Origin of the sequence: Streptomyces sp. NPDC051738 (assembly GCF_044453205.1) — a bacterium.
Classification (GTDB): domain Bacteria; phylum Actinomycetota; class Actinomycetes; order Streptomycetales; family Streptomycetaceae; genus Streptomyces.
Genome location: NZ_JBITCM010000020.1, coordinates 121,683 through 144,347, shown reverse-complemented (window position 1 = coordinate 144,347; position 22,665 = coordinate 121,683). Strand labels below are relative to the sequence as shown.

At 71.9% G+C, this 22,665-nt stretch carries 19 protein-coding genes; 13 read left to right on the top strand and 6 right to left on the bottom strand.

Annotated elements, in window-relative coordinates:
• Window positions 1–45: 45 nt before the first annotated feature.
• Window positions 46–819 carry a serine/threonine protein kinase gene (locus ACIA8X_RS36405; protein ID WP_399460085.1) on the bottom strand — a complete coding sequence of 258 codons (774 nt, stop codon included), beginning with the start codon at window positions 817–819 and terminating at the stop codon, window positions 46–48.
• Between the two features lie 129 nt (window positions 820–948).
• Between ACIA8X_RS36405 and ACIA8X_RS36400 the strand changes: the two genes are divergently transcribed.
• From ACIA8X_RS36400 to ACIA8X_RS36345, 12 genes are all read left to right on the top strand, one after another.
• The gene (locus ACIA8X_RS36400) at window positions 949–1,542 is read left to right on the top strand and encodes a hypothetical protein (RefSeq protein WP_399460084.1); all 594 of its coding nucleotides are present in this window, start codon (window positions 949–951) and stop codon (window positions 1,540–1,542) included.
• A gap of 9 nt (window positions 1,543–1,551) precedes the next feature.
• Window positions 1,552–1,869: a hypothetical protein gene (locus ACIA8X_RS36395; RefSeq protein WP_399460083.1), complete on the top strand. Its 318-nt coding sequence runs from the start codon at window positions 1,552–1,554 to the stop codon at window positions 1,867–1,869.
• Between the two features lie 410 nt (window positions 1,870–2,279).
• Window positions 2,280–2,915: a sensor domain-containing protein gene (locus ACIA8X_RS36390; protein ID WP_399460082.1), complete on the top strand. Its 636-nt coding sequence runs from the start codon at window positions 2,280–2,282 to the stop codon at window positions 2,913–2,915.
• On the top strand, window positions 2,912–4,720 hold the full coding sequence (locus ACIA8X_RS36385; protein WP_399460081.1) for a DNA/RNA non-specific endonuclease: 1,809 nt from the start codon (window positions 2,912–2,914) through the stop codon (window positions 4,718–4,720). The genes ACIA8X_RS36390 and ACIA8X_RS36385 overlap by 4 nt, the downstream gene beginning before the upstream one ends.
• 30 nt (window positions 4,721–4,750) lie before the next feature.
• Window positions 4,751–5,428 carry a hypothetical protein gene (locus ACIA8X_RS36380; protein ID WP_393458417.1) on the top strand — a complete coding sequence of 226 codons (678 nt, stop codon included), beginning with the start codon at window positions 4,751–4,753 and terminating at the stop codon, window positions 5,426–5,428.
• Window positions 5,429–5,430: 2 nt separating this feature from the next.
• A complete protein-coding gene (locus ACIA8X_RS36375) occupies window positions 5,431–6,378 on the top strand; it encodes a protein phosphatase 2C domain-containing protein (RefSeq protein WP_399460080.1) in 948 nt (315 codons plus the stop codon).
• On the top strand, window positions 6,375–8,348 hold the full coding sequence (locus ACIA8X_RS36370; RefSeq protein WP_399460079.1) for a hypothetical protein: 1,974 nt from the start codon (window positions 6,375–6,377) through the stop codon (window positions 8,346–8,348). The genes ACIA8X_RS36375 and ACIA8X_RS36370 overlap by 4 nt, the downstream gene beginning before the upstream one ends.
• A gap of 152 nt (window positions 8,349–8,500) precedes the next feature.
• The gene (locus ACIA8X_RS36365; RefSeq protein ID WP_399460078.1) at window positions 8,501–9,043 is read left to right on the top strand and encodes a hypothetical protein; all 543 of its coding nucleotides are present in this window, start codon (window positions 8,501–8,503) and stop codon (window positions 9,041–9,043) included.
• A gap of 5 nt (window positions 9,044–9,048) precedes the next feature.
• Entirely contained in the window at window positions 9,049–12,447 is a 3,399-nt protein-coding gene (locus tag ACIA8X_RS36360; protein ID WP_399460115.1) for a CHAT domain-containing protein, read from the top strand.
• Window positions 12,444–13,121, top strand: coding sequence for a hypothetical protein (locus ACIA8X_RS36355; protein WP_393458429.1), 678 nt, complete (start codon window positions 12,444–12,446; stop codon window positions 13,119–13,121). Before ACIA8X_RS36360 ends, ACIA8X_RS36355 begins: the two co-directional genes overlap by 4 nt.
• Window positions 13,121–13,786: an RES family NAD+ phosphorylase gene (locus tag ACIA8X_RS36350; RefSeq protein WP_399460076.1), complete on the top strand. Its 666-nt coding sequence runs from the start codon at window positions 13,121–13,123 to the stop codon at window positions 13,784–13,786. Before ACIA8X_RS36355 ends, ACIA8X_RS36350 begins: the two co-directional genes overlap by 1 nt.
• A 76-nt stretch (window positions 13,787–13,862) precedes the next feature.
• Window positions 13,863–14,267 (top strand): SRPBCC family protein, encoded by a 405-nt coding sequence (locus ACIA8X_RS36345; RefSeq protein ID WP_393458435.1) that lies wholly within the window; start codon window positions 13,863–13,865, stop codon window positions 14,265–14,267.
• A gap of 40 nt (window positions 14,268–14,307) precedes the next feature.
• Here the strand turns inward: ACIA8X_RS36345 and ACIA8X_RS36340 are convergent, their stop codons facing one another.
• The 5 genes from ACIA8X_RS36340 to ACIA8X_RS36320 all read right to left on the bottom strand — a co-directional run bounded on the left by ACIA8X_RS36340 (window position 14,308) and on the right by ACIA8X_RS36320 (window position 21,093).
• A complete protein-coding gene (locus tag ACIA8X_RS36340) occupies window positions 14,308–15,891 on the bottom strand; it encodes a hypothetical protein (RefSeq protein WP_399460075.1) in 1,584 nt (527 codons plus the stop codon).
• A complete protein-coding gene (locus tag ACIA8X_RS36335; protein WP_399460074.1) occupies window positions 15,891–18,002 on the bottom strand; it encodes a hypothetical protein in 2,112 nt (703 codons plus the stop codon). Before ACIA8X_RS36335 ends, ACIA8X_RS36340 begins: the two co-directional genes overlap by 1 nt.
• 122 nt (window positions 18,003–18,124) lie before the next feature.
• Window positions 18,125–19,537, bottom strand: a complete 1,413-nt coding sequence (locus ACIA8X_RS36330) for a condensation domain-containing protein (RefSeq protein ID WP_399460073.1) — start codon at window positions 19,535–19,537, stop codon at window positions 18,125–18,127.
• Window positions 19,538–19,649: 112 nt separating this feature from the next.
• Window positions 19,650–20,615, bottom strand: coding sequence for an isopenicillin N synthase family dioxygenase (locus tag ACIA8X_RS36325; protein ID WP_399460072.1), 966 nt, complete (start codon window positions 20,613–20,615; stop codon window positions 19,650–19,652).
• Window positions 20,608–21,093: a nucleoside deaminase gene (locus tag ACIA8X_RS36320; RefSeq protein WP_393458450.1), complete on the bottom strand. Its 486-nt coding sequence runs from the start codon at window positions 21,091–21,093 to the stop codon at window positions 20,608–20,610. Before ACIA8X_RS36320 ends, ACIA8X_RS36325 begins: the two co-directional genes overlap by 8 nt.
• Before the next feature lie 99 nt (window positions 21,094–21,192).
• Here ACIA8X_RS36320 and ACIA8X_RS36315 point away from each other — a divergent pair, with 99 nt between their 5' ends.
• Complete coding sequence (locus ACIA8X_RS36315; protein ID WP_393458453.1) at window positions 21,193–22,461, top strand: PucR family transcriptional regulator; 1,269 nt, start codon at window positions 21,193–21,195, stop codon at window positions 22,459–22,461.
• The last annotated feature ends 204 nt before the right edge of the window (window positions 22,462–22,665 follow it).

Genomic DNA, 22,665 nt, shown 5'->3' with positions numbered 1-22,665 from the left:
CGGAGCGTCACTCGCTCTGCGGGCAGGCCGAGGGCAGCAGGGCCCTCACTCACGCGTCGAGTCCCAGAAGGTCTGCAGGTGCTTCTCCTGGACCAGGTCGAAGCGGAGGGCGAGTGAGACGAGGGCCTCGCGCTTCCAGTCGAGGCGCGGACTGTCCTGCGTGCCGGTGCGCTCGCGCACCTTGAGCTTGGAGTTCGCCAGGTAGTCGATGTGGAAGTTGACGGCCGGCACGGTCAGGTCGGCGCAACTGGGCAGCGTACGCAGTCGGTTGACGACGTCGTTGACGCTGGGGATGGCGAGGCTGGACGGGTCGCGCAGCCGGGGTTCGCAGAGGGCGAGCAGCACCAGGAAGTACTTGGCCGTGGGATCGAGCACGAAGGGCATGAGGGTCAGCTCGGCCGAGAGGCCCGTGGGAGCCTCCGGTCCCGGGTCGAGGAAGGTGTGACGCGGGGCGAACACGGTGAACCGGACGAACCCGTCGGTCAACGGCAGTACGACGCGGGAGAGTTCGAACGGGATGGGCGTGCCCATTCGGCGCGGGGCGACCTTCACGTACTCGCCGCCGCCCTCCAGGTTCTCCACCACGTACGTGGTGCGCGGGCTGAAGTTGGTCAGCCGCCAGTGGTCGCCGCTCGCGGTGAGTTCCCCCGCGTAGCGCGAGACACCCTCGCCGAAGAGGGCGATGTCGACCGGCCGTTCTCCGGACCCGCGCCCGAACGTGGCCATCTGCCCCGGTCCGAGCGTGAGTTGCCGCGGCCGGCCGTGCCGCACGGCAGCCGCCCCCGAGGGCTCCGGGAGCTGAACGATGACCGTCTCCATGCTGCGCGCCCCATGTCATCCACGTCATCCGCACCCGAGATCGCGGAGACCCTGAGAGCCCTCAGGTTACGTGAGGCCGCGGGCGGCAGCAGAGTCGTCTCAGCCGTCGACGTAATGGAGACATCCCGCATGACAGACACCGCGCAGGGTCCGGAGCAGCCTGCCACCGCACCACTTCCCGCGAAGACCGCACCCCCGGAGGTCGACCGACTGGCGGCCGAACAGGGGCTCGGCGAGTACATCACCGTCCGTCAGGCGGGCTCGCCGTCACGCGCACTGGCGACCGGGGCGGTCATGGCGGCCATCGCGCTCGCGTTCATGTTCGTGCTGCACGGGCCGCTCTCCGACGCGTCGGCCTTCTCCTTCTCGTACTCGGTGCTGCGCGCCGTCCACCTCGGCTTCCTGCTCATGTTCGTCGCCGGGGTCGTCCACGGCATCCGCGGTCTCGTCGCCGGTGCTCAGGCGCACTACCTGTACGCCGGCGGGATCGTGCACCGGCGCAGGTCCGGCCTCCGCGCCGTCGCATGGCCGAACGTCGCCCAGCTCAGGAGCGTCCACCACCGGCGCGGCGACCGGTCCGCCGTGGGCGAGGTCGTCGGCTACCGGCTGGAAGCCCATGACGGCACGTCAGTGCTCATTCCGCTGGTCCTGTCGGAGGGCCGCGACGCCTTCGTGGACCGGATCGTCGCGGCCCTCCGCGCGCACAACCGCCCGATCGTCTAGGAGTTCACGATGACCGACAGCAACAGCAACAGCACCGCCGGGCAGACCGACCCGGCCGCCTCCCAGCCTCCGTACGCGACCGCTCCCGCGCCGTACCAGGTCGTTACCGCCGAACAGCGGGCCATCTGGGAAACGAAGGGCAAGCGCGCCCTCGGCTTCGGCGCCGCATGGCTCATCGGCGGCGTGCTCATCACCACGATCACCTACTCCCAGGCCCAGGGCGGGGGCGTGTACGTCGTCGCCTGGGGCCCGGCGCTGTACGGCATCTACCGGATCGTCACCGGCCTGCTGCTGCTGAACAAGAGCCAGAGCGGAGGGACGCAGTGACTGTGCCCGAGCCCGAGCAGGAGGCGACCGGTCCGAGCGCGTCGACCGACCAGGCCACTTGGCAAGGGGCTCCTACGGCCGGAGCGCGCGGCGGATCCGGGAAGACGGAACTTCCCACCTGGCAGCAGACCCCCCGGGCCACACCGCCCCCCATGGGACGACCTGCGCCTCTCAAGGCACCGGCTCCCAAGGCACCGGCGCGACCCACCCAGTTGACCGCGCCCACCCCGCCCGCCCCGCCCACGCCGACGACCACGCAGCCAACCCCGGCAGCCAGGCCGAACGGGCCCGGCACCGGCACCGGTCCGAGCGCCTCGACCGGAACACCTCGGCCGTCCGCACCGCAGGCACCCCGCACTCGGGGCCGCATCGGAGCAGCGCTACGTCGATGGCGGCTGCCGCTCGCCGCCGTGCTGCCGTGCCTCACGCTGGCCGGTATCGGCTGGTGGTACTGGCCCGGCGAACCCGCGCCCGTTCCCTTGCACTTGGTCGACGGGACGGTTCACGCCGCGCTCCTCACTCCGGACGAGGCGAGCCGCCTGGCCGGGACGACCCTGGTGTCCGGTCCCCGGTCGAATCAGCCGCCGGCCGCGATGACCGCCAGTGCGGCGAAGTGTGCGGTGGCGGTCGGGCCGGCGACCCAGTCGGTCTACGGGAACGAGTGGACCGCGTTCCTCTCGGCGACCTACCAGGACGCCGGGGGCGCCGGCGCCTACGCCGTGAACCAGGTCATCGGCGTGTTCCCGGACAGCGCCAAGGCTCGCGCGGCCTTCCGGACCCTCACCACCGGTCTCACCCGGTGCACCTCCGCGACGCGCACCGACCAGGCCGGGCGTACCACGACCTGGGCCTACACCACGTATCCCGCCACCCCGGCAGCCGTCGTATGGACCGCGACACAGGACGCCGGTTCGGGATGGGCCTGCTACCGCCAGGCGCACTTGAAGGGCACGAGCCTGATCCAGGTCGGCGTCTGTGAGGCGGGCAACGGTCGGCCGGCCGTCTCGAAGATCGCCGAGGCACTCTCCGGGAAGGTGACCGGATGACCGGGCCCACGCGCGGGATCGCCGCACGCGTCAGGCGCAGGGCACTGCGCCGTGCCTGTCTCCTGCTGGTGGCGGCACTGGCGCAGATCCTCATCACAGGAGCACCGGCGAGCGCCGCGGCCACCGGTGTTCCGGCCGTCGCGGTTCAGTCCGGCACCGCCCCGATGACTACGTCCTCTGGCATCGCGGCCTCATCGGCGACCCTCGTCGAGGAGGTCGAGGAGCACCTTCGGAAGCAAGCGGAGCTGGCGCGGCAGGGGCGGGAAGTCGTCGCCGCAGCGGAGAAGATCACCAAGGTCGCCGCCGCCTTGGACAAGAAGAAGAAGGCCGCCGAGGCCGAGGCCACCGCCGTGAACAAGAAGGCCGACGCCTTCAACACGCGAGCGAATGCCCTGTCCTCCAAGATCGACGCCCACAACAGCAAGCCGAACAGATTCCAGCTGCCCGCGCAGGCCGCCGCGGCCAACGCCTACGAGGCCGAAGCGAACCAGCTCAGGGCCGAGCAGTCCCAGCTCAGGTCCGAGCAGAGCAGCCTCCGGGCCCAGCAGGCGCGACTCAGCCAGTGGCAGTCCGCTCTCAGTGCCCAGCAGGCCCAACTCGCCGCCGAAACCAGGGCACATGACGCGAAGGTCAGCGAGCTTGAGGGCAAGGAGCGGCAACTTGACGCCGAGGGCCAGCAGTTGCAGCAACAGATAGCCGAGGCCTTGCAGAGCCTCGCCGCCGATCCGCCGGACCCGGCGGCGACGATGGACCAGGGCGGCGACGCGGCCGTCCCGCCGCAGCAGGCCGACCAGACCACGGAACAGGGAGCCGACACCGCCGGCGGCGGCGACACTCCGTCGAGGCTCTCTCAGAACGCCGCGCTGCAGTCGTACGCGAAGCGCACCGGCACCACGGTCGACATGCGGCCGGGCACCGCGTACCTGACGCCCGGCGCCGTCCGCGCACTCCCCGCCGCCCAGGCGGCACAGCTGGGCAGCCCGTCCGGCACGTACGACGGACTGGTCCGCCGGCCCAACGGTCAGTACACCGCGCTGGAGGTCCGGAGGCCCGGTGCGGTCAGCACGCCGAGGCAGGCGGCCTTCAGGGCCGCCATTGCGAACGGCGGGACGGCCCAGGTCACGATCGACGACAAGACCTACGTCATCTCCAACGTCACACCCGTCCGGCCGGCCCCGGTTCCCGGCGGCAGCCCCACATCGCCTCGCCGCAACAGCAAGGCCGACTGCCTGACCCGCCCCCGAGGGGAGAACAGCGGCGACGGATGGATCGAGTACACCACCAAGGGTGTGGACCACATCAACCAGGGGCCCCCGAAGGGCACGCGCGGTGTCAGGGCCGAGGGGGCCACGGCCTGTCTGACAAAGTCCCTCGACAAGGGAACCACAGCCACGGGCGACATCACCGGCTGGGCGGACGCGGCCAAGAAGGCCGCCGGCAAGCGCGCCCGTTGCCACCTGATCTCCAGGGAGCTCGGAGGCCGAGGCACAGCGCGGCAGGACCAGGAGCGGAACCTCGTCCCGTGCTGGCAGCGCGGAACGAACACCACCAGCTTCGGTATGCGGCCCTACGAGCAACTGGTGCACAAGGCGGTCATGCGGGTCGGGCCCTACGCGGGCCTGGAGAAGGGGCTGGCCGTGCTCTACGAGGTGACCCCCGAGTACAAGAACGACAAGAGCACCATTCCGAGGGCCATCACGATGACGGCCATGATCCAGCAGCCGGACGGATCGACCTGGCCCCTCTTCTTCCCGGTCACCATCCAGAACGTCCCGGCCGGCGGCGGACCCAACCTCGGGAACTGACCAATCATTCACGCAAGAGGGGAATTCGAGATGTCCGAAACGAAGGGCGTCCTGCTGCCGGCCTATGTGCTGGCGGACGAGTCGGGCTCGATGAGTCCGTACCTGGAGGAACTGTCCAACGGCCTGGTGTCGTTGTGTGAGGGACTTCGGGCGGAGCCGATGGTCGCGGCGAAGCTGCGGCTTGCGGTGCTGGGGTTCTCCGACGACGTGCAGGTGCGGCTTGCCGTGGCCGACATGCGTACCGAGGGCAGCCTGCCCCAGGTGACGATCCGTGGGGTCACCAACTACAAGGCCGTGTTCGAGGATCTGCTGCATCGGATTCCGTCTGATGTGCAGTGGCTGCGCGGTGAGGGATACAAGGTGCACCGCCCCGTGGTGTTCCTCCTGAGCGACGGACAGCCCACCGACGGCGGGTCCTGGCGCGGCCCCCACGCCAGGCTGACCGACAAGGAGCAGACCCCGACGGCCCCGAACATCATCGCCTGCGGCATCGGCGATGCCCGGGCCGACACCATGCTCGAAGTGGCGACGCGCCCCGAATTCGCCTTCGTCGCGAAGGCCGGGACCGACATCGGCCGGGCCATTTCCGAGTTCTTCCACTCGCTGACCGCCAGCCTCGTCGCCTCCGGGCACGCGCTGAATTCCGCGAACCCGCAGCTCGTGGTCAACCGGCCGGACCAGTTCACCATGGCGATCGACGAGGTGTGACCGTGAACCCGGAGAACGCCCTCACGTCCGCTGGGACACAGAACGCGTCGGTAGACCCGGCTCAGCCCGCGCCTTGGCACCCGATCGCGATCGGAACCCCGGGGCCCGAGTTCGAGGCGCTGCCTCCTGGCCAGTACGACTTCGACTTCCCGGACACCGAATGCGACGGCTGGTCGACCGCGGAGCTGGCCCTGCGGTTCGCGTCGGTCCGCGGTGCCAGGCACCGCTACTACCGGCAACCGCGTCAGGACGCCGCACGGGCGACGGTCCACACCGCCACCGGCAGCATCGTCTTCGCGGTCGCCGACGGCGTCTCCAGTGCGTCCAGTTCCGAGCAGGGCGCCGTAGCGGCCTGCCGGGCCGCCCTGGAGCGGATGCTCCACCTGCTCGACCAGGCAGGAGGGCCCCTCGACCTGCGTGACGTGGCATGCCACGCGGCCGATCGGCTGCGGGAGCTGACCCGGTGGCGCCTTGGCGGACGGGACCCGGAGTTCAGCGAGGTGGCGGGCCTGTACGCGACGACGCTCGTGGCGGGCGTGGTCCGCCCTCAACCCGAGGGGCCACTGGTCGAGTTGTGCCGTATCGGGGACTCGGGCGCATGGGCCCTGGACCGCTCGGGCGGACGGTTCCTGCCCCTGTTCTCCACCAAGACAGGGTCGGACGTCCTCCTGGTGTCCAGCACGGTGACGCCCCTGCCCCATGTACCCGATCCGCTTGAGCGGACCAGCAGGCGCCTGTCCTCGCACGAGGCGCTGCTGATCGGAACCGACGGCTTCGCCGACCCGCTCGGCGACGGCGACGGCCAGGTCGGCTCCCTCTTCGCCCGTCACCTCGCGCACCCGCCGCCGCCTCTGTGGCTCGCGCACCTGCTGGACTTCTCCCGGGAGACCTTCGACGACGACAGGACCCTGCTGACGATCTGGCCCACGACACCTGAGGGGCAGCCGTGAGCCCCTCGCCGGCCCCCATGGTCGAACACCACAAGCTCACCCTGGGAAAGCAACTGGGCCAGGGCGGCCAGGGCACGGTCCACGAAGTCACGAACCGGAAGATCAACGAGGCGGCGGGCGACGGCTGGGACGTGGTCTACAAGGAGTACGGCCCTGCCGTACTGCCCGCCCTGCGCGCGGACGCGCTCGCGTCGAGGGCCGAGCTGATCGGCGAGTTGAAGGCGGCGGACGCCAAGTGGCTGTGCGAGAGGACCGCATGGCCCGCGGCCGTGGTCCAACGGCACGGGCACACCTGCGGGTTCCTCATGCGCGCCGTTCCCGCACGCTTCCGGTTCGCGTTCCGCAACCTCGGCGGAGCGACCGGAACCCAGCGACTCGCCAGCATGGAGTATCTCCTCAACGACGACGCCTACGTGGCCGGCATCGGCCTGACCATCAGCGTCCGGGACCGTCTCGCCCTCCTGGGCGACCTGGCCACGACGCTCAGCCGGCTCCACGGCCTCGGCATCACCGTCGGAGACCTCTCCCCGAAGAACCTGCTGTTCGCCACCGCCCCGCACCCCGAGTGCTTCCTCATCGACGCCGATGCCATGCGCCTTCGGGGTGACACCGTCCTCCCACAGGCCGAGACCCCCGACTGGCAGATCCCCGACGGCGAGGAGAAGGCGACCTGCGCCAGCGACATCTACAAGCTGGCGCTGCTCGCCGTACGCCTCATCGCCCGTGACCAGACCGCCACCGACCCCACCGTGCTGACACCCGTCAGCCCGGCACTCGCCGCACTGGCCCGCAGCAGCCTCGATGCCGATCCGGTGAGGCGCCCGACTCCGGCCCAGTGGGCGGAAACCCTCGCAGCAGCCGGCACCACAGCGTCGACCGTTCCTGCGTCGGCGTCGGCGTCGGCGACAGGTCGACGAACCCGGCGAACTCAGCGAACCCCGCACGCGCCGGGCAACCCCATGCCCGCAGGGACCGCCCCCGCCAGGAGTCCAGCCAGAACCAAACCCACATCCAAAGCCAAACCCACATCCAAAACCGGAGCCGGCTTCGCCGCGAGCATCGCAGTCGTACTCGTCGCGCTTCTCGCTCTCGCCGTCACGCACTCCAACGGGGGTGATTCCGGGTCGACTTCGGAGTCGGTCTCCTCGGCCGCGTCGGATTTCCCGACCGTGCCCGACTCCACACCCACCGACCTCACCTTCACCGACCCCGACCCCACAGACCTCGACCCCGCGACCTCCGAACCCGCGACCTCCGAACCCGACACGCCGTCAGCAACGCCGACCCCCGACGCCATCGCCGACGCCCAGGTCGGGTCCTGCTTCTACGACAACGGGACCACCGGCCGCGCCGACCTCGTCGCGACCGACTGCACGGACGGGGCGTTCAAGGTCGTGCGGATCTACTCCGACACGACCGACCTGTCCAGCTGTGACGACGTCACCGACAGCGACGAGAGCGTGTCCTCCGCGCGCCACGACCGCGTGCTGTGCCTGAGCTATCAGAGTCCCGGCGGCACCGCCTACCACGCGGACCAGGGTGACTGCGTCTACGGCTCCCACGGCACCGGCCCATGGAGTACGCAGACCTGCCAGACCGGGAACTTCAAGGTGCTGGCCGTCTACCGAGGCACCAGCGACCACTCGAAGTGCGACTCCTGGCCGCACTACAACCAATGGAAGCGCTTCGGCGTCGCATCCGACTCAGGACTGGACGTGCTGCTCTGCCTGTCCATGAACTACCCCGACGACGCCGGATACGCGAAGCAGAACCAATGCCTTTTCAAGTCCGGCAGCGAACAGCACGCGACCTTCACCAACGTCGGCTCCTGCGCCGCCTCGAACGTGGTGGTGACCGGACGCACCAGCCAGTACGGCGCGCGCGCCTTCTGCGGAAGCTACGGCTGGACCACGTGGAGGCCCTCGGACTTTCCGGCGCTCGCCTACACGGTGTGCTGGAGGCCGAAGTGAGTCCCCGGCCGCATCGGGCGCATGCCGGTTGTGAACCGGGCGATCTCTGGGACAGGGCTTCACCCCGCGCGGAGCGTGCTGCTTCGCTGGTCAGATGGGCGGAATCAGCCAGGTGCGAGCACCCCGGCCGGGGCAGCGTGGACGTCGGTAGCGTGACCGCCGCGGCGGTGGCGCTCATCGGAGTCGTCGGCACCCTGCTGTCCGCCCTCCTGACCCAGCGCGCCGCGGACCGCAGCCGACAGCGCGAGCACGCGCGTGCGGAACGTCTGCGGGCTCGGCGCAGCGAGGCCGAGGCGCGGCGCTCGACCTGTGTCGCGCTCAACACGGCCGCGCGGCAGTACCTGGCCGCCCTCACCGACCAGTTCCACGCGCTCGGCGGCACCGAGGACCCAGGAGATGTACGGCGCCGGCTAGTCGAGGCCCGTGATCTGCACCGGGAGGTCCACGCGGAGGCCCAGCTGCGGTTGTCCGAGCCGGTCCTCGGCGTCGCGGGCGACGTCAGCCACGGTCTGGGCGCGCTGTACGGCAGGCTGCGGCGCCTCGCCGACGGGATACCGCGCCCTGATGACTCACCGGGCGCCGCGAAGGCCGACATCGACGCCCTGTGGGCCCGGCTGCGCACCTTGCGCCGGGAAATGCGAGAAGAACTGAGAGAAGCAGGCAGCGATGCCTGTCAGACCGAGGGGGACATGTGACCGACATGGAGAGCGGGGAGAGCGGGGAGAGCGGGGAGAGCGGGGGCGTCAGGGCGCTGCGCGCCTGGGTGATGGCCGCCATGAAGCGGGCCCTGCGCCTGCCCCCGCCCGGCCCCGGAGCCGGCGCCCCGGACCTGTACGACAGCTCGATCACCGAACTCGAAGAGCTGATGCGGCTGCTGGAGCACGACGCGGAACTGCGCGCCGCGGTGACCGTCCAGCTCGGCTCCGTCCTCACGATGCGTCACCTCGCCGCGGGCGGTGTGCCGAAGGACAGGGAGCGGGCCCAGCGACTGCTGCGGGAGGCCCGGGACCCGAGGACGGCGGCCGGGGCGGCGACGGACGCGGAGGACAGGCGTTGGGCCGCGCTGTCGCTGCTGTCCCTCGTGCTGCCCTTGCCGCAGACGGGGGGTCGGAGCGATCTGCCGCCCGCCTTCTCCGGCCTGCTCGACTGGCACGCCAAGCTGGGCCCCGCGGGGATGGCGGAGGCCGTGGCCGAGATACGGGAGCTGCTGGACGAGGTCGAGGAGCTGCCTCTGCCACCGGAGCAGCGCGCGCAGTTGCGGCAGACGAGCACCGTGCTCGGGCAGCTGGCCGGGCCCGACTCGCCCGTCCAGGCCATGCGCCGGTTCATGGACTCGATGTCCGGTGGATTCGCGCACAGCGAGGAATTTCAGCGCATGACGGATCTGCTGTCGGGCATCTCCGACCCGCCCGGGAAGCCGGCACCGTCCGCACACACGACAACCCCCACCGCCCCCGATCCGTCCCCCGGCGGCACCGAGCCCTTCATCGCCGTGAACGCCGTCGTCCCCTCACTGTTCGAGGCACTGCGAGCGGCCCAGAGCGGCGATGCGGAGGAGCTCAACCGGGCCATCGGCCGACTGCGCGACGGGCACGAGCGGATGCCGCCCGGCCATGAACTGGGACCCCAGATGGAGATGCTCATCGCCACCCTGCTCCAGCTGGGGCCTACGGTCGGCGGCAACATCGACGACGAGGCGTTCGGCCGTAGGTACATGGAGACGCTCGGTGACCAGAACGGCCTGTTCACACCGGATCCCGCGCATCCGGTGGACCGGGAATTCGCGGTTCTCCTGCGCGTGATGCCCCTCAGCCTCCGGCTCCGCGCCGCCCACGAGTCGGAGGACGTCGAGTCCGCGCGCGCCGTCCACGCCGAACTCACCGCACTCGAAGCGGACACCCCACGGGACCACAAGCTCCGTCCCATCGTTCTGGCGGGCCTCGCCCAGGCATGCGTGACGCTCGGCAGGCTGACGAAGGACGGCGACATGATGCTCCTCGGCGCCGACCACTTCGAAGAGGTGATCGCGGCCGCGGACTCGTTGCCCCCGCTCCTCAGGAATTGGCTCGACCAGGGCGCGATCGCTCCCGACGCCCTGCGCGCCGCGGTCACCAACGACGCGACACTGCTCCGGAACCACACCCCCGCACCCCCTGACGCACCGAGGGGGCAGCAGTGGTTCTCCTGGCAGTCCCAGGCCCTTCGGTACCGCAACACCCACGACCCGGAGACACTCGATCCGCTCATCGGTGAACTGGAGCGGATCCGCGACGAGATACGGCAGGGCCGGGAACCCTGGTTCGCCGCCGACGCGCTGTGGCAGCTGGCGGAGGCCTACCGTGCCCGGTGGCATCACACCGAGGACACGACGGCTCAGGCCGCGGCCACGGACACCGCGCTGGAAGCGCTGCACACGCTGGCGGGTGACGTCATCCTCCAGCGCGGCGCCGAACACGGCCTGCTGACGGCACGCTCCGGCGCCGAACGCGGCCTACGAACCGCCGTCTGGGCCGCCTCGCAGAACCGCGTGGAGGATGCGCTGACCGCGCTGGAACTGGGCCGCGCCCTGGTGCTGCACGCGGCGTCCACGTCACGAGCCGTACCGGAGCTTCTCGAAGCACGCGGGCACAAGGAGCTCGCCGCGGCATGGCGGACCTCCGGCACGCGGGAGGCCGGCACGCCGGAGGGCGGCACCGAAGACGGCCCGCCCGGGGAACTGCCGAGCACGCTGCGCCACCGCGCCCTGGAAGCGCTCGGCCACCGGCAGCAGGGTCTGTTCACGACACCCACCGTGCACGAGTTGGCGGACGGCCTCGCCGAGGCCGGAGCGGACGCGCTCGTCTACCTGATTCCCGGCGAGGGCGAGGCCCCAGGGGTGGGCCTCGTCGTGGGCCCGGACCACAGCGTCGGGGTGGGAGGGCTCCCTCTCCTGTCGGGCACGGGGAGCGCACCGCTGGAGCGCTACCTCGACGCGGCCGCCGAACGCTCCCGGCACCTCGGCGATCCGGCCGCCGAACAGGCGTGGGAGGAGGCCCTGTCGGAGCTGTGCGACTGGGCGTATCGCGCCGGGCTCGAACCGGTTCTCGACGGCTTGCAAGAGCGGCTCGAAGCCAATGCACGCCGCCGCGACCCCCGCCCAGGCCCCCTCAGGATCGTCCTGGTGCCGTGCGGGCGGCTGGGGGTCGTGCCCTGGCACGCGGCACGCCTGCCCGCGGCGGCGCCCCACGACTACCTCTTCCAGAGCGTCGTCATCAGCTACGCGGCGTCCGGTGGCCAGTTGCTGCAGACGGTGAAGCGCGCCCAGGGCGACGCGGCCGCAGCCCCGGTCCTGATCGCCGATCCCCGGCAGGAGCTGACCCACGCCGAGCGGGAGGCAACGGCGCTCTACGAGGCTTTCTACCCGCAGGCGCGGCTCTACGGCGAGTTCTACGAACCGCCCGTGGAACCGGCGGCGACCGGCACGCCCGACGAGGTGTGCGCGCTGCTGTCCGAATCGCCCACGCTGCTGCACGTGGCCTCGCACGGCTCCGCGGGAGTGCGCCCGACGGTGTCGGCGCTGCATCTCGCCTTCCCGGACGGCGCCGACGCACTGCCGGCCGAGCAGGGCGGTCCCGGGGCCGAGCCGGACCTGGGCATGCTGACCGTGACCCGGCTCCTCGACCGGCCGTGGGACGAAGCACCCGCCCCGCAGGGCCCGTTGGTGGTCCTGAGTGCCTGCGAGACCGACCTCAGCACCCGTGACCACGACGAGGCCCTGACCCTGACGACGGCCTTCGTCTCGGGTGGGGCACGCAACGTCGTGGGATCGCGCTGGACCGCTCAGGACGGGGCCTCGGCGCTGATGATGGCGGTGTTCCACCACTACCTGGCCGTCGAGGGACAAGGGCCCGCGGACGCGCTCAGGGCCGCGCAGTTGTGGATGCTCGACCCGGACCGCACGAATCCGGGCTCGCTCACCGGCGAGCTGCTGCGCGAGATGCGGCGCCCGGGACTCGAACGCCTCTCGGTCTGGGCGGCGTTCATCCACCAGGGACACCCCGGCCCGGGACGGGCGACGACAGCGGCGGCCCGGACCGCGTCCGAGGAGGGAGCCGCATGACCCCGGAAGAGCTGCTCGGCCTCGTCGGCGAACACCGAGACAGCATCCGCGAGGCCCTCGACGACGAACAGTACGCGCTGCTCCTGGAGCGGCTGGGTGCGCTGGCCGAGGCGTCGGAGGCCGACCTGAAGGCGGTGAGTAAGGCCTTGCAAGGCGTCAAACTCGCCCTGCTTCGGCTGCCGTTCGACCACCCGGTGAGTTCGGCTCTGGACCCCCCGCGGCTCATCGGGGCCGTGATCGGGCCGGCCACCGTGACCAGCGCGCGGGACCTCCTCGGGCGGCTCTCGCAGACGCCGCCCGTCCCGGAGCCGGCCGAGATCATCCGCGCGGTACAGGCCCGTCTGCTGGCGGAGCCCGCGCTGAACCGCCCTGTCGCGCACGCACGGTGCCACTCCGCGGGCCTCGAAGAACCGCCGCCGGACCTGATCCGCCTCGACGACGTGGAACGCGGTGACCGCTACCCGGCCTTCCAGTTCGCCGGTGCGGCCGGCGGGCCGATCCCCGTCGTCCTGCGCATCAACCGCATCCTCCTCGCCGGCATCGACCCCTGGGGCGCCGCCGACTGGTGGCTGAGCGGCAACACCTGGCTCGGCGCGAGGCCCGCCTCGCTGCTCGGAGCACTCCCTGACGAGCAGCTGGTCGGCGCGGCCGCGGCACTGGTGGAGGGGGACTGATGACCGGCACCCTTCCCCCGTCCGACTTCGTGATGCGGCCCAACAGTCGCCTGCTTCCCGCCGGCACGCTGCTGTGGCGGATGCACAAGACGAAGCGGCCGGGCGACCAGTTCAACCCGATGCCGGTGGACGCCCACTTCGGCGGCAACCGTTTCGACGCCACCGAGTCGGACCCGTACCAGTACCTCTACCTGGCCGACACTCCCACCACCGCACTCGCCGAGACCCTGCTGCGTTCCCTTGAGTTCGACCCCGGGACCGGGATGCGTCTCGTCCCGTACGCCGCCGTACGGGGCAAGTCGCTGACCCTGCTGCGCACCCAGTGCGAACTGATCCTCGTCTCGCTGATCACCGAGGCGGACCTGGCGGCCGTCTGCCAGGACTCGTGGCTGCTCGAAGCGGAGGGCGAGCGTTACGCCAAGACGCGTCGCTGGGCGAGCGAGATCCGGGCCCAGACACCGCAGGCCATGGGCCTGATCTGGCAGTCCCGGCGCAACCGGCCCCGCCTCGCATCGGTTCTCTTCCACGACCGGTGTGCGGACGAGCCTCTCGCCGTGGTGCCGGGCCATGGCATCCCGGACATGGGCTCACCCGCAGGTGTGGCGGAGACGAATCAGCTCCTCGCCCCGCTGCGCGCGGCGGTCGTGCCGCCCCGGCCCGCCTGATCACGCTCTCGCCCGCACGCCCGAAGAACAGGGCCCAAGGGTCGCGGATCGCCCCCGCCCGAGTCACGCTGGTCCCATGAGCGGTTCCATCGAACAGGGCGCCGGCCAGGCCCGTGGGAACACGCACATCCTGCATTTCCTGGTGCGGTTTCCCCGGCCCATGGAGACGGTCTGGCCGGCCCTGGCCACCCGGGAGGGGCTCGCGGCGTGGTTCACGCCCGTCGACGTCCTGGAACCCCGGCTGGGCGGTGCGGTCACGCTGCGTGACGTCGGGTCCGGGCGGGTCACCGCGTGGGACGTGGAGCGGGTCGTCGAGTACACGGTGGAGGGCGGCGGCCGGCTCCGGTTCCATCTGGAGCGGGACGGGGACGCGGGCAGCGCGCTGCGCTTCACCCATGAGTTCCGGGGCGGGGAGGAGTCGGAGGAGCGGTGGCGGGCGCGCTTCGAGCGGCTGATCGACGTACTCGAAGCGGGACCGTGACACCTCGAAGCGGGCCCGTGACACCTGGGAAGCGTGATCGCTACGACGCCGGCGGCAGGCACTCCTTCGCCGGCGGCTTGCCCTCCGGCCACGCCAGGGTGACGAAGCGTGCCCGGCCCTCGGAGGTCACCTCGACGATCGGTACCGCCTTGTCGTACGGGTTGCCGTGCTTGTCCAGGCAGATCCAGCCGCTCGCCCCGTTCACCCGCTGCGAGCCCGTCATCAGCTCCCACTGGTCGTGGACGTCGGCGAGCGTCGGGGCGTCCTCGCCGTCTGGCTTGGCCTCGCGGATGCCCTGGTAGGTCAGGGTCATCGCGTCGTAGGCGGTGATCAGCTGGCCGTCCTCCAGGGTGGCCTCGCCGATGGGCCCGACCCGCTGCCCGCCCTGTGCCCCGGAGCCCTCCGCCTGAGGCTCCTGCGCCGCGCGCGCCAGGTCCGCCAGGCGCCTCGCGTCCTCCGCGGAGCCGCCGGTCGCGGGCGGGTTCTTCGTCAGCCAGGCGTCCGGATGCGCGAGGGCCGTGTAGCGGACGGAGAGCTTGTGCTTCAGGGCGTCCCGGTCGAGGTCCTTGTCGCCGGTGAGGTACGAGCCCTCGTCCCCGGTGAGCAGGGTGAACGCCCGGTCCTGGCAGCCGCGTTCGCCGAGCGCGTTGATGAACTGGCGCAGCTGGGTGTGCCGCCCGGCGAAGAGGATCGTGTCGGTCTCCTCGGCCGTGTCGCAGACCAGGTGGGTGATCTGCCGGAAGTCGTTGGCGGTGGAGCCCTCCTGGCTGCGGTCGTCGGGCGGGGTGAACGCCCACGGCTGGTACGGCGACCCCTTCAGCAGCTTCTCGAACGACTCCTGCAACGTCGTCGTGTACGGATCGCCCGGCTTGTCGTAGACCAGCACCGCCTCGCCCGCCTTCACCTTGGCGAAGGAGGTCAGGGCCCGGGCCTCGTCGGTGTTGGTGGGGGAGACGCGGGCCAGCCCGGGGTAAGGGTCCTTGCCGTTCTGGCCGTTGGCAAGGTTGTCGGCCGTGATGGAGGTGCCGACCACCGGTATCCCGCGTCGGGTGAGCTCCTCGACGGCCAGCTTGTTGTTCGCGGTGCTGAGCCCGATGCCCGTGACCGCCCGCAGCCGCTCCGGCCCGTCGGCCATCCGCTCCAGCTGCTCGACCGTGTGCTGCCAGTGCTTCCCGGTCGCGCCCGGGTTCGCCAGCACCAGCCGGATCGCCGGGGACTCGCCGTTGGAGTCGTGGTTGGCCTGGTACTGCGCGAGATAGGCGCCCTGGAGCTCGTGCAGGGTGTCGTTGAGGTTGTCGGGGTCGGTCGCGGTGAAGGGCTCGAACAGGGCGACGGTGACGTAGTCGCCCTTGATGGAGCGGTTCTCCCGGTCGATCGCCCGTACGGTGTCCCGCAGCCGGTCCCGGCCGAAGGCGTAGTCGGTCGTCGACACGCCCACGCACTCGTCGCTGCCCTCGGGCATCATCACCCCGGGCGCGCACGAGCGGTCGTCGTGCAGGAGCACCCGTATGCCGAGGACGGCCCCGGCCACCACCCCGGCACCGACGAGCAGGGCGACGTACCGGCGCAGCGGTATCTCCCAGACGTGCTCCCGCAGCCACACCCCGACACCTCTCACCGCCATCACGCCTCCCCGTCCCCGTCCTCGTCGTCCTCGTCCGGAACCCTGAGCGGCCGTCCGGCGAGCGCGTCCTCGGGCCAGTCCCGCGAGGCCCGCCACAGCAGCGCGTTGCCCGCGGGCCGCAGGTTGGACAGCTGCTCCAGCTCGAAGCGCAGCCGGTCGCACACCTTCTGGTCGGGCAGCGTCAGGGGGTCGGTCAGCTGCCATACGGCGTGCAGCAGTCGCCGTGTCCGCAGGTGCAGCGCGGCGTCGACGCCCGTCGGCGGCTCGTGGTCGGCGTCGGTGCGGCCGAGCGCGACGGCGGTACGGCGATCGTCCCGGCCGTCGAAGTCGTGGCCTTCGCTGTCGTGCGCGTGGAAGTAGGGCGCGGAGGCGATGAAGCGCAGCGAACGCAGCCACGCGCGCGTGTCGACCGTGTGGAAGGTGTCCCGCAGATGCGCCACCGCCGACTCGTCCGCCCCGAGGGCGAGTTCGTGGTGCAGCCGGTACGGCACACGGCCGTCCGCGCCCTCGCCGTCATCGGCGGCGTAGTACGCGATCAGCGTCTCGTGCGCCGTGCGCCACTGCGCGTGGTCGGCGTCGCCATGATGCAGCCGGAGCAGCAGCAGGGTCCGCACGAAGCGGTCCCCGACGAACTGCCCCGGCACCTCGGGCAGTCCCTCCGCCACGAGCCGGGTCTGCAGCGCCCGTACGTCCGCCGGGCCGAAGTCGTCCGGCAGGAGCTCGTCGGCCAGGGCACAGGCCGAGTCGTGGTCGTGGGCGGCGGCCAGGACGGTCAGCTCGGCGAGGCGGTCGGCGGGGACGAGGCGGTCGAGGAGCGCGAGATACGTGGGCTCCGAGTCCTGGTCCTCCCGCAGCCGTACGGGCGCGGTGAGCAGCTCGCCGAGGGAGGCCGCGTCCGGCAGGTGCTGGGCGGCGGACTCGGCCAGCAGGGCGATGCCCAGCGGGTTGCCGCCGGTCAGGCGGTGGGTGGCGTGCGGGAGTTGGGGCGGCACCCGGACCTCGGCGCAGACGGCGCCGATGATGTGCAGGGTGTCGTCGGGGCTGAGCGGCGGCAGCGAGACGAGCAGCGCCCGAGAGGAGGGGGCGGCCGGGTCGGGCGTCCAGTCGCTGCGCCGGGCGACCTCGGGCAGGGCGCGGCGGACGGCGTTGCGCAGGGCGGGGCGGCGGTCGCCGCGCAGGCCGCCGACGAACACGACCTGGTCGGTAAGGCCCTCGGAGCGGTCCCGCAGCACGGCCTCGACGAGCCCGGGACCGGGCGCCGACTGCGCGTTGTCCAGCAGGACGAGCGGCCGGCCGATGCGCTGCATCCTGGGCAGCACCCCCGCGTACGCCTCGCCCAGGTCGGCGAGCAGGGCCCGTACGAGATGGCGCTCGGCGTGCTCGCGGGAGGTGCCGCCCGCCCGGAAGTGGTCGGAGAGCAGCATCAGACCGCGCCGGGCGTTGCCGCCCGCGTTCGGGTAGTCCCGGTACCAGGTGGACGCCCGCTGCCGGCGCCGGTGCACGACGCTGTCGGAGATGGCCTCCAGCGTGGCCTCCACGGCGGACGACAGCAGGGGCCCGCCACCGGTCGCCGCCGCGACCACCTTGGCGGCGACCCGCCCGGCCCACCGCCCCGCGAACCCGGCGACCCACGACCCGCTCTCGTTCAGCAGCAGGATCCGCTCCACCTCGCGCCGGATGCGCTCGGAGTCGGCGTCCCGCCAGCCGCCCGCGGCCACCGCGACCAACCCCGACATCAGCCGCGGGAACTGGATCCGCCCGGCCCCGGTGACCGGCTCGGCGAGCTGCTCGGCGATCACCAGCAGCGCCTGCGACACCGGCGACCAGGCCTCGGCGGGCCGCCCGGACGGCGGGGCGGCGAACTCGGCGCGCTCGCAGTCGATCAGCGCGACCGGGGTGTGCCCCTTGTAGGCGTCCCGCAGCTCCCGCAGCACCGCCGACTTTCCGAGGCCGCGCGCACCGGTGAGCACCACGAACGGCAGCTCCTGCGGATGCTCGGCCTTCGTGGTCCGGTGCTGGTGCGGACGCAGGCCCACGAGCCGTGCGGCGAGACCGGCGGGGTCCGCGTCGAAGAGGGCACCACGCCCGTGCAACCGTCTGCCCACCCGCACCTCCCCCCAAAGGCTCTCAACTCAAGGGTAAGGAGGGGGAGTTGGTTCGGACTAGATCGCGTGATGTCCGTTGGGTTACGAAAATGTCGGGACGCCTACGAAACCGGCCTACGAAAACCGGCCTACGAAACCGGCGGCGCCGCCGACCGGGTCGTCGAGGCGATGACGTCCCGCAACCGCTCCACGTACAGCCGCATGTTCTTGCCCGCGACGTCGGTGTCCGGGTACCGGCCCGCGAACCACAGGCCCTCGTGGAGCCGGGTGATCCAGGCGCACACCTGGTCGCCGTACGACACCCTGATCAGCCCGTACGCCTTCTGGTCGGCCCAGTGTCCGGAGCCGGGGACGCCGCGCGCGTCGACGTAGGAGACGATCGAGTACAGGTCGGGTGACGTGGGCCGGAAGTCGGCGCCGAGCAGGCGCAGCACCCGGGCGAGCGGCATGCGGGCCATGTGCCGGTTGGCGTGCAGCGCGGCGCGTACCGTCCGCAGGGCGCTGGGGAAGTCGCGGGCCTCGGACATCGGGATCTCGATGGGGGCGCCGCCCACGTACCAGCCCACGGAGTCCGACCAGCGGGACTTCACCCGGGTGTGGAAGGGCACGACGGTGCGGTAGACGGGCTCGCCGCCGATCTCGTGGACGATGAGGGCGGTGGCGGCCAGCACGCCGACCGCGCTGCCGCCGTAGGGACGGCAGTGCGCGTCGAACGCGGCGGCGGTGTCCGGGTCCGTGAGCTGCTCGCGCAGGAACTTCTGGGTGGGCAGACCGGCTTCGGGGTCCAGGCCGAGGTCGATGGGGAAGTTCGGCAGCCGGCCGTCGCAGCGGCCGACGAACTCCCGCCAGCGGGCCACGATGTCGTGGCTGTCGTCGATCCGGTCGGCGTCCGTCCGCTCGATCTCGCAGAAGTCGACGTAGCTGCTGACCGGCTCCAGCTCCATCGCCCGGCCCGCGACGGCCGCCGCGTACAGCTCGTGGATCTCGCCGGGGATGCGGTGGATGGAGTGGCCGTCGACGTTGCTGTGGTCGAAGGCCATGTACACGCTGGTGGAGTCGTCCCGGACGACGGCCGTGTAGATCAGGTTGGGCCAGCGCAACGCGTCCGCCGTGACGTCGAAGCGGTCCTGGAGGTGCCCGACCAGCGCGGCCGGGTCGGTGAAGTCGCCGACCTCCACGCGCCGCAGGGACACGGCGTCGGGGTCGAGCGTGAACCGGCGCATCTCGTCGCCGTGCTCGCCGGACCAGCGAAAGCCGCTGCGCAGCGTCTCGTGCCGCAGCGTCCAGCCGCGCAGCGCCTCCTGCAGCGCGTCGAGGTCGGCCCCGCCCGGGAGGTCGAAGGCGGCACCCAGCCAGGTCGGCACGAACAGACCGCCGTCGCGCACGGACCGGGCGGTCCTGATGTGCGACTCCTGGATGTACGCCGGTGGCCGCGTGTCCTCGGGCAGGTCGGTCGCGGTCGCGACGGTCGCCGGGCTGAGCGTCCATTCGACGAGACGTCCGGGCCGGACCTCGCAGCGCTGGATGTCAGTGATTCGCACAGGCGGCTCCGTTCGCGGCGGGGGACACCCGAAAGGGTGGTATCCCGCCCAACGAGGCAACCCTTGCTCAGAAACGGTTCGCTGCGATCAGTCGACGGTGAGCCCGACGTGATCAGTCGACGGTGATCGAGTCCAGCTTCTCCCGCAGGTACACATGCGAGGAGACCGGCGCGTACGCCACCCGCCCCACCGGCGCGGGCACGGATTCCACGAGCGTCCCGGGCGTGCACTCCCCGAAGTAGACGAGGGACATCAGCTCCTCGGCGGGCGCGTCGGCGGGCGGCGGCAGCACGCGATGCCGGCCCGACCGCCACCGGTCACCGGTCCAACGGGCCATCAGGTCACCGATGTTGATGGTGAAGGCGTCCGGGTCGTACGGCGCGTCCTCCCACCCGCCCTCGTCCGTGTAGACCTGCAGCCCGCCCTTCCCCGCCTGCCGGTCGAGGATCGTCACCGTGCCGAAGTCGGTGTGCGGACCGATGCGGAACTGGCCCGGCGCCGGTTCCCCGACGACCTCGGTCCCCGGGTACCAGTTGATGTTGAAGCCGTACGTCGGGTGGTCCATGTGCCGGGAGAAGAAGTCCGGTTCGAGGCCCAGGGCCTCGCCGAGCAGGGACAGCAGCTCCTTCTCCAGCTCGGCCATCCGCGCCAGGTACTCCTCGCACAGCGCCTGCAGCCCGGGCACCTCGGCCGGCCACACGTTCGGCGCGTACCACTCGGCGTTGATCACCGGGTCGTCGAAGGGCTCGTGTGTCGCGAAGCTCAGCGACTCCTTCAGGTCCGGCGGGGTCTCGGTCCCCTCCGAGTAGCCGTTGGCCTCCGCCCCGGGACCGAGCCACCCGCGCCCGCCGACCTTCACGGCGTAGGCCTGCTTGACGTCCGCCGGGAGGAGGAAGAAGGCGCGGGCCACCTCCCGGATGCGGGTGCGCAGGACCGGGTCCACCCCGTGCCCGGTGACCAGGAGGAAGCCGGCGGTCCGCAGGGCCTCGTCGACGGTGCGGGCGATGGCCGCGCGGGCCTCGGCGTCGCCGTCGAGCCAGGGCCGCAGGTCGATGGTGGGGATACGGGGTTCAGACACCGATGTCCTCGTTCCAGAGAGCCGGGTTCTTCTCGATGAAGTCGCGCATCATCGCGACGCACTCGGCGTCGTCCAGGAGCACGATCTGCACGCCGTGCTCGGCCAGCCAGTCGTGCCCGCCGTGGAAGGTGGCCGCCTCGCCGACCACGACCCGGGAGATCCCGAACTGCCGGACCAGCCCGGAGCAGTACCAGCACGGCGAGAGGGTGGTCACCATCGTCGTGCCACGGTACGACCGCTGCCGCCCCGCCGCCCGGAACGCCGCCGTCTCCGCGTGCATCGAGGGGTCGTCGTCCTGCACCCGCCGGTTGTGGCCGCGGCCCAGCAGGGTGCCGTCGGCGCCGTAGAGGGCGGCGCCGATCGGGATGCCGCCCTCTGCCAGCCCGGCACGGGCCTCCGCGACGGCGGTGGCGAGCCAGATGCGCAGGTCCGGTTGTTCCATGCCGTCCGTGTGATCGATGCCGTCCGGTAGATCCATGCCTCCACTCTGCTGTGGCGGAAACACGAGGGCAACGTGCGGAAAGTAATCTCCCGGCAGCCCGCCCGCGGACGAACTGTCAGCGCCCTGGAGGTCCCCGTGCCCGCACTCACCCTCCGCGAAGTACTTGACCTCGACCCCGTCCGCGCCGCAGGTCCCGAGCTACTCGCCGGGGAGTCCGCACTGGACCGCCCGGTCCGTTGGGTCCACTCCAGCGAGGTGTACGAGGGCGCCAACTTCCTCGACGGTGGCGAGCTGCTCCTCACCAATGGCTTTGGGCTGACCAACCCCGACGAGGAGGTACGCCGCCGGTACGTCCGCGAGCTGGCCGCCCGCGCGGCCGCAGGCCTCGCGGTGGAGGTCGGCCGCTCCCTGCCGCACATGCCGGCGGAGGTGATCGACGAGGCCCGCCGGGTGGGGCTGCCGCTGCTGGCCCTGCACCGGGTGGTGCCCTTCGTACGGATCACGGAGGCGGCGAACCGGGCGATCGTCGCGCGCGGGCTGTCCGGGCGGTCGGCGGTACGGCCGTGGGGCGAAGACCATACGGCGGCCCTGCTGGCGGACCTGGCGGACCGGGCGGCGCTGAACCAGCCGGAGGTGGAGGCACGGGCGGCCCTCGTGGGCTTCCATCCGGGGCCGGGCGCCCGGCTGATCGGCGTGTCCGCGCACGGCACGCGCGAGGTGGGCGTCGTCGACCGTGCCGTACGGCTGCTGGGCGGGGCGGGGGTGCTGCGGGCCGCCTTCCCGGGAGACGTCCTGGCGCTCCTGGCACTCCCCGGGGCCTCGCGCCCCCGCCGCGACCCCGTACGCGCGGTCCAGGACGCCTTCCGCGCGGCAGCCGCCGAGCCGGGCCTGACCGTCGCCGTCGGGCATGCCGTCGACGCGGGCGGCGGCTGGCTGCGCTGGAGCGACACCCTGCGCGCGGCCCGTACGACGCTGGAGCTGGCGCTGACCGTTCCGCCCGCTGAACCGGGCATACCCGAGGGGCCGTTGGTGACGTCGTCGCGTGCGCTGGCACTCGAACGGGAGCTGACCCGGGGCGGCGTGGACGCCAACCGGGAGCGCCTCGCCGGGATGGTCCAGCACACGCTGGGCCCGCTGCTGGAGTGGGAGGCGGCCCACCCGAGCGACCTTGTCCGCACCCTGGAGGTACACCTGCGCCACGGCTGCTCACCCACCCGCACCGCCGCCCTCCTGCACATCGGCCGGCAGTCGCTCTATCAGCGGCTGGAGCGGATCGAGTCGCTGCTCGGGCTGGAGATCGGCGATCCGGATCTGCTGGGGGAGTTGCTGGCGGCGGCCTGTGCGCATCGGGTGGTGCGGGGGACCAGGGCCGCCTCGGTGGGCGGGTTGCGGACGGTGGCCTAGGGCCTGTCCGGCGGATCATGCCGGCGTCGCGGGGCCTGGCACGCCCTCCCCCAGAGGGGGGACCCCCAGCGGCGTTGTCGTCGGTTGCCGACTCCCCCACGCTCGAACAACCTCGCGCGGGGGACCCCCCATCGCGTCGGCGCCCTCCTCCGCCTTGCAGCTGGACGCACCAGGCCCCGCTCACCTGCGTCGATGAGGTGCCGT

What these genes read in the sequence shown, in the direction of transcription:
- ACIA8X_RS36405 (WP_399460085.1), bottom strand. Translation starts at nt 819, where the DNA reads ATGGAGACGGTCATCGTTCAGCTCCCGGAGCCCTCGGGGGCGGCTGCC.
- ACIA8X_RS36400 (WP_399460084.1), top strand. Translation starts at nt 949, where the DNA reads ATGACAGACACCGCGCAGGGTCCGGAGCAGCCTGCCACCGCACCACTT.
- ACIA8X_RS36395 (WP_399460083.1), top strand. Translation starts at nt 1,552, where the DNA reads ATGACCGACAGCAACAGCAACAGCACCGCCGGGCAGACCGACCCGGCC.
- ACIA8X_RS36385 (WP_399460081.1), top strand. Translation starts at nt 2,912, where the DNA reads ATGACCGGGCCCACGCGCGGGATCGCCGCACGCGTCAGGCGCAGGGCA.
- ACIA8X_RS36380 (WP_393458417.1), top strand. Translation starts at nt 4,751, where the DNA reads ATGTCCGAAACGAAGGGCGTCCTGCTGCCGGCCTATGTGCTGGCGGAC.
- ACIA8X_RS36360 (WP_399460115.1), top strand. Translation starts at nt 9,049, where the DNA reads ATGGAGAGCGGGGAGAGCGGGGAGAGCGGGGAGAGCGGGGGCGTCAGG.
- ACIA8X_RS36355 (WP_393458429.1), top strand. Translation starts at nt 12,444, where the DNA reads ATGACCCCGGAAGAGCTGCTCGGCCTCGTCGGCGAACACCGAGACAGC.
- ACIA8X_RS36350 (WP_399460076.1), top strand. Translation starts at nt 13,121, where the DNA reads ATGACCGGCACCCTTCCCCCGTCCGACTTCGTGATGCGGCCCAACAGT.
- ACIA8X_RS36345 (WP_393458435.1), top strand. Translation starts at nt 13,863, where the DNA reads ATGAGCGGTTCCATCGAACAGGGCGCCGGCCAGGCCCGTGGGAACACG.
- ACIA8X_RS36340 (WP_399460075.1), bottom strand. Translation starts at nt 15,891, where the DNA reads ATGGCGGTGAGAGGTGTCGGGGTGTGGCTGCGGGAGCACGTCTGGGAG.
- ACIA8X_RS36320 (WP_393458450.1), bottom strand. Translation starts at nt 21,093, where the DNA reads ATGGATCTACCGGACGGCATCGATCACACGGACGGCATGGAACAACCG.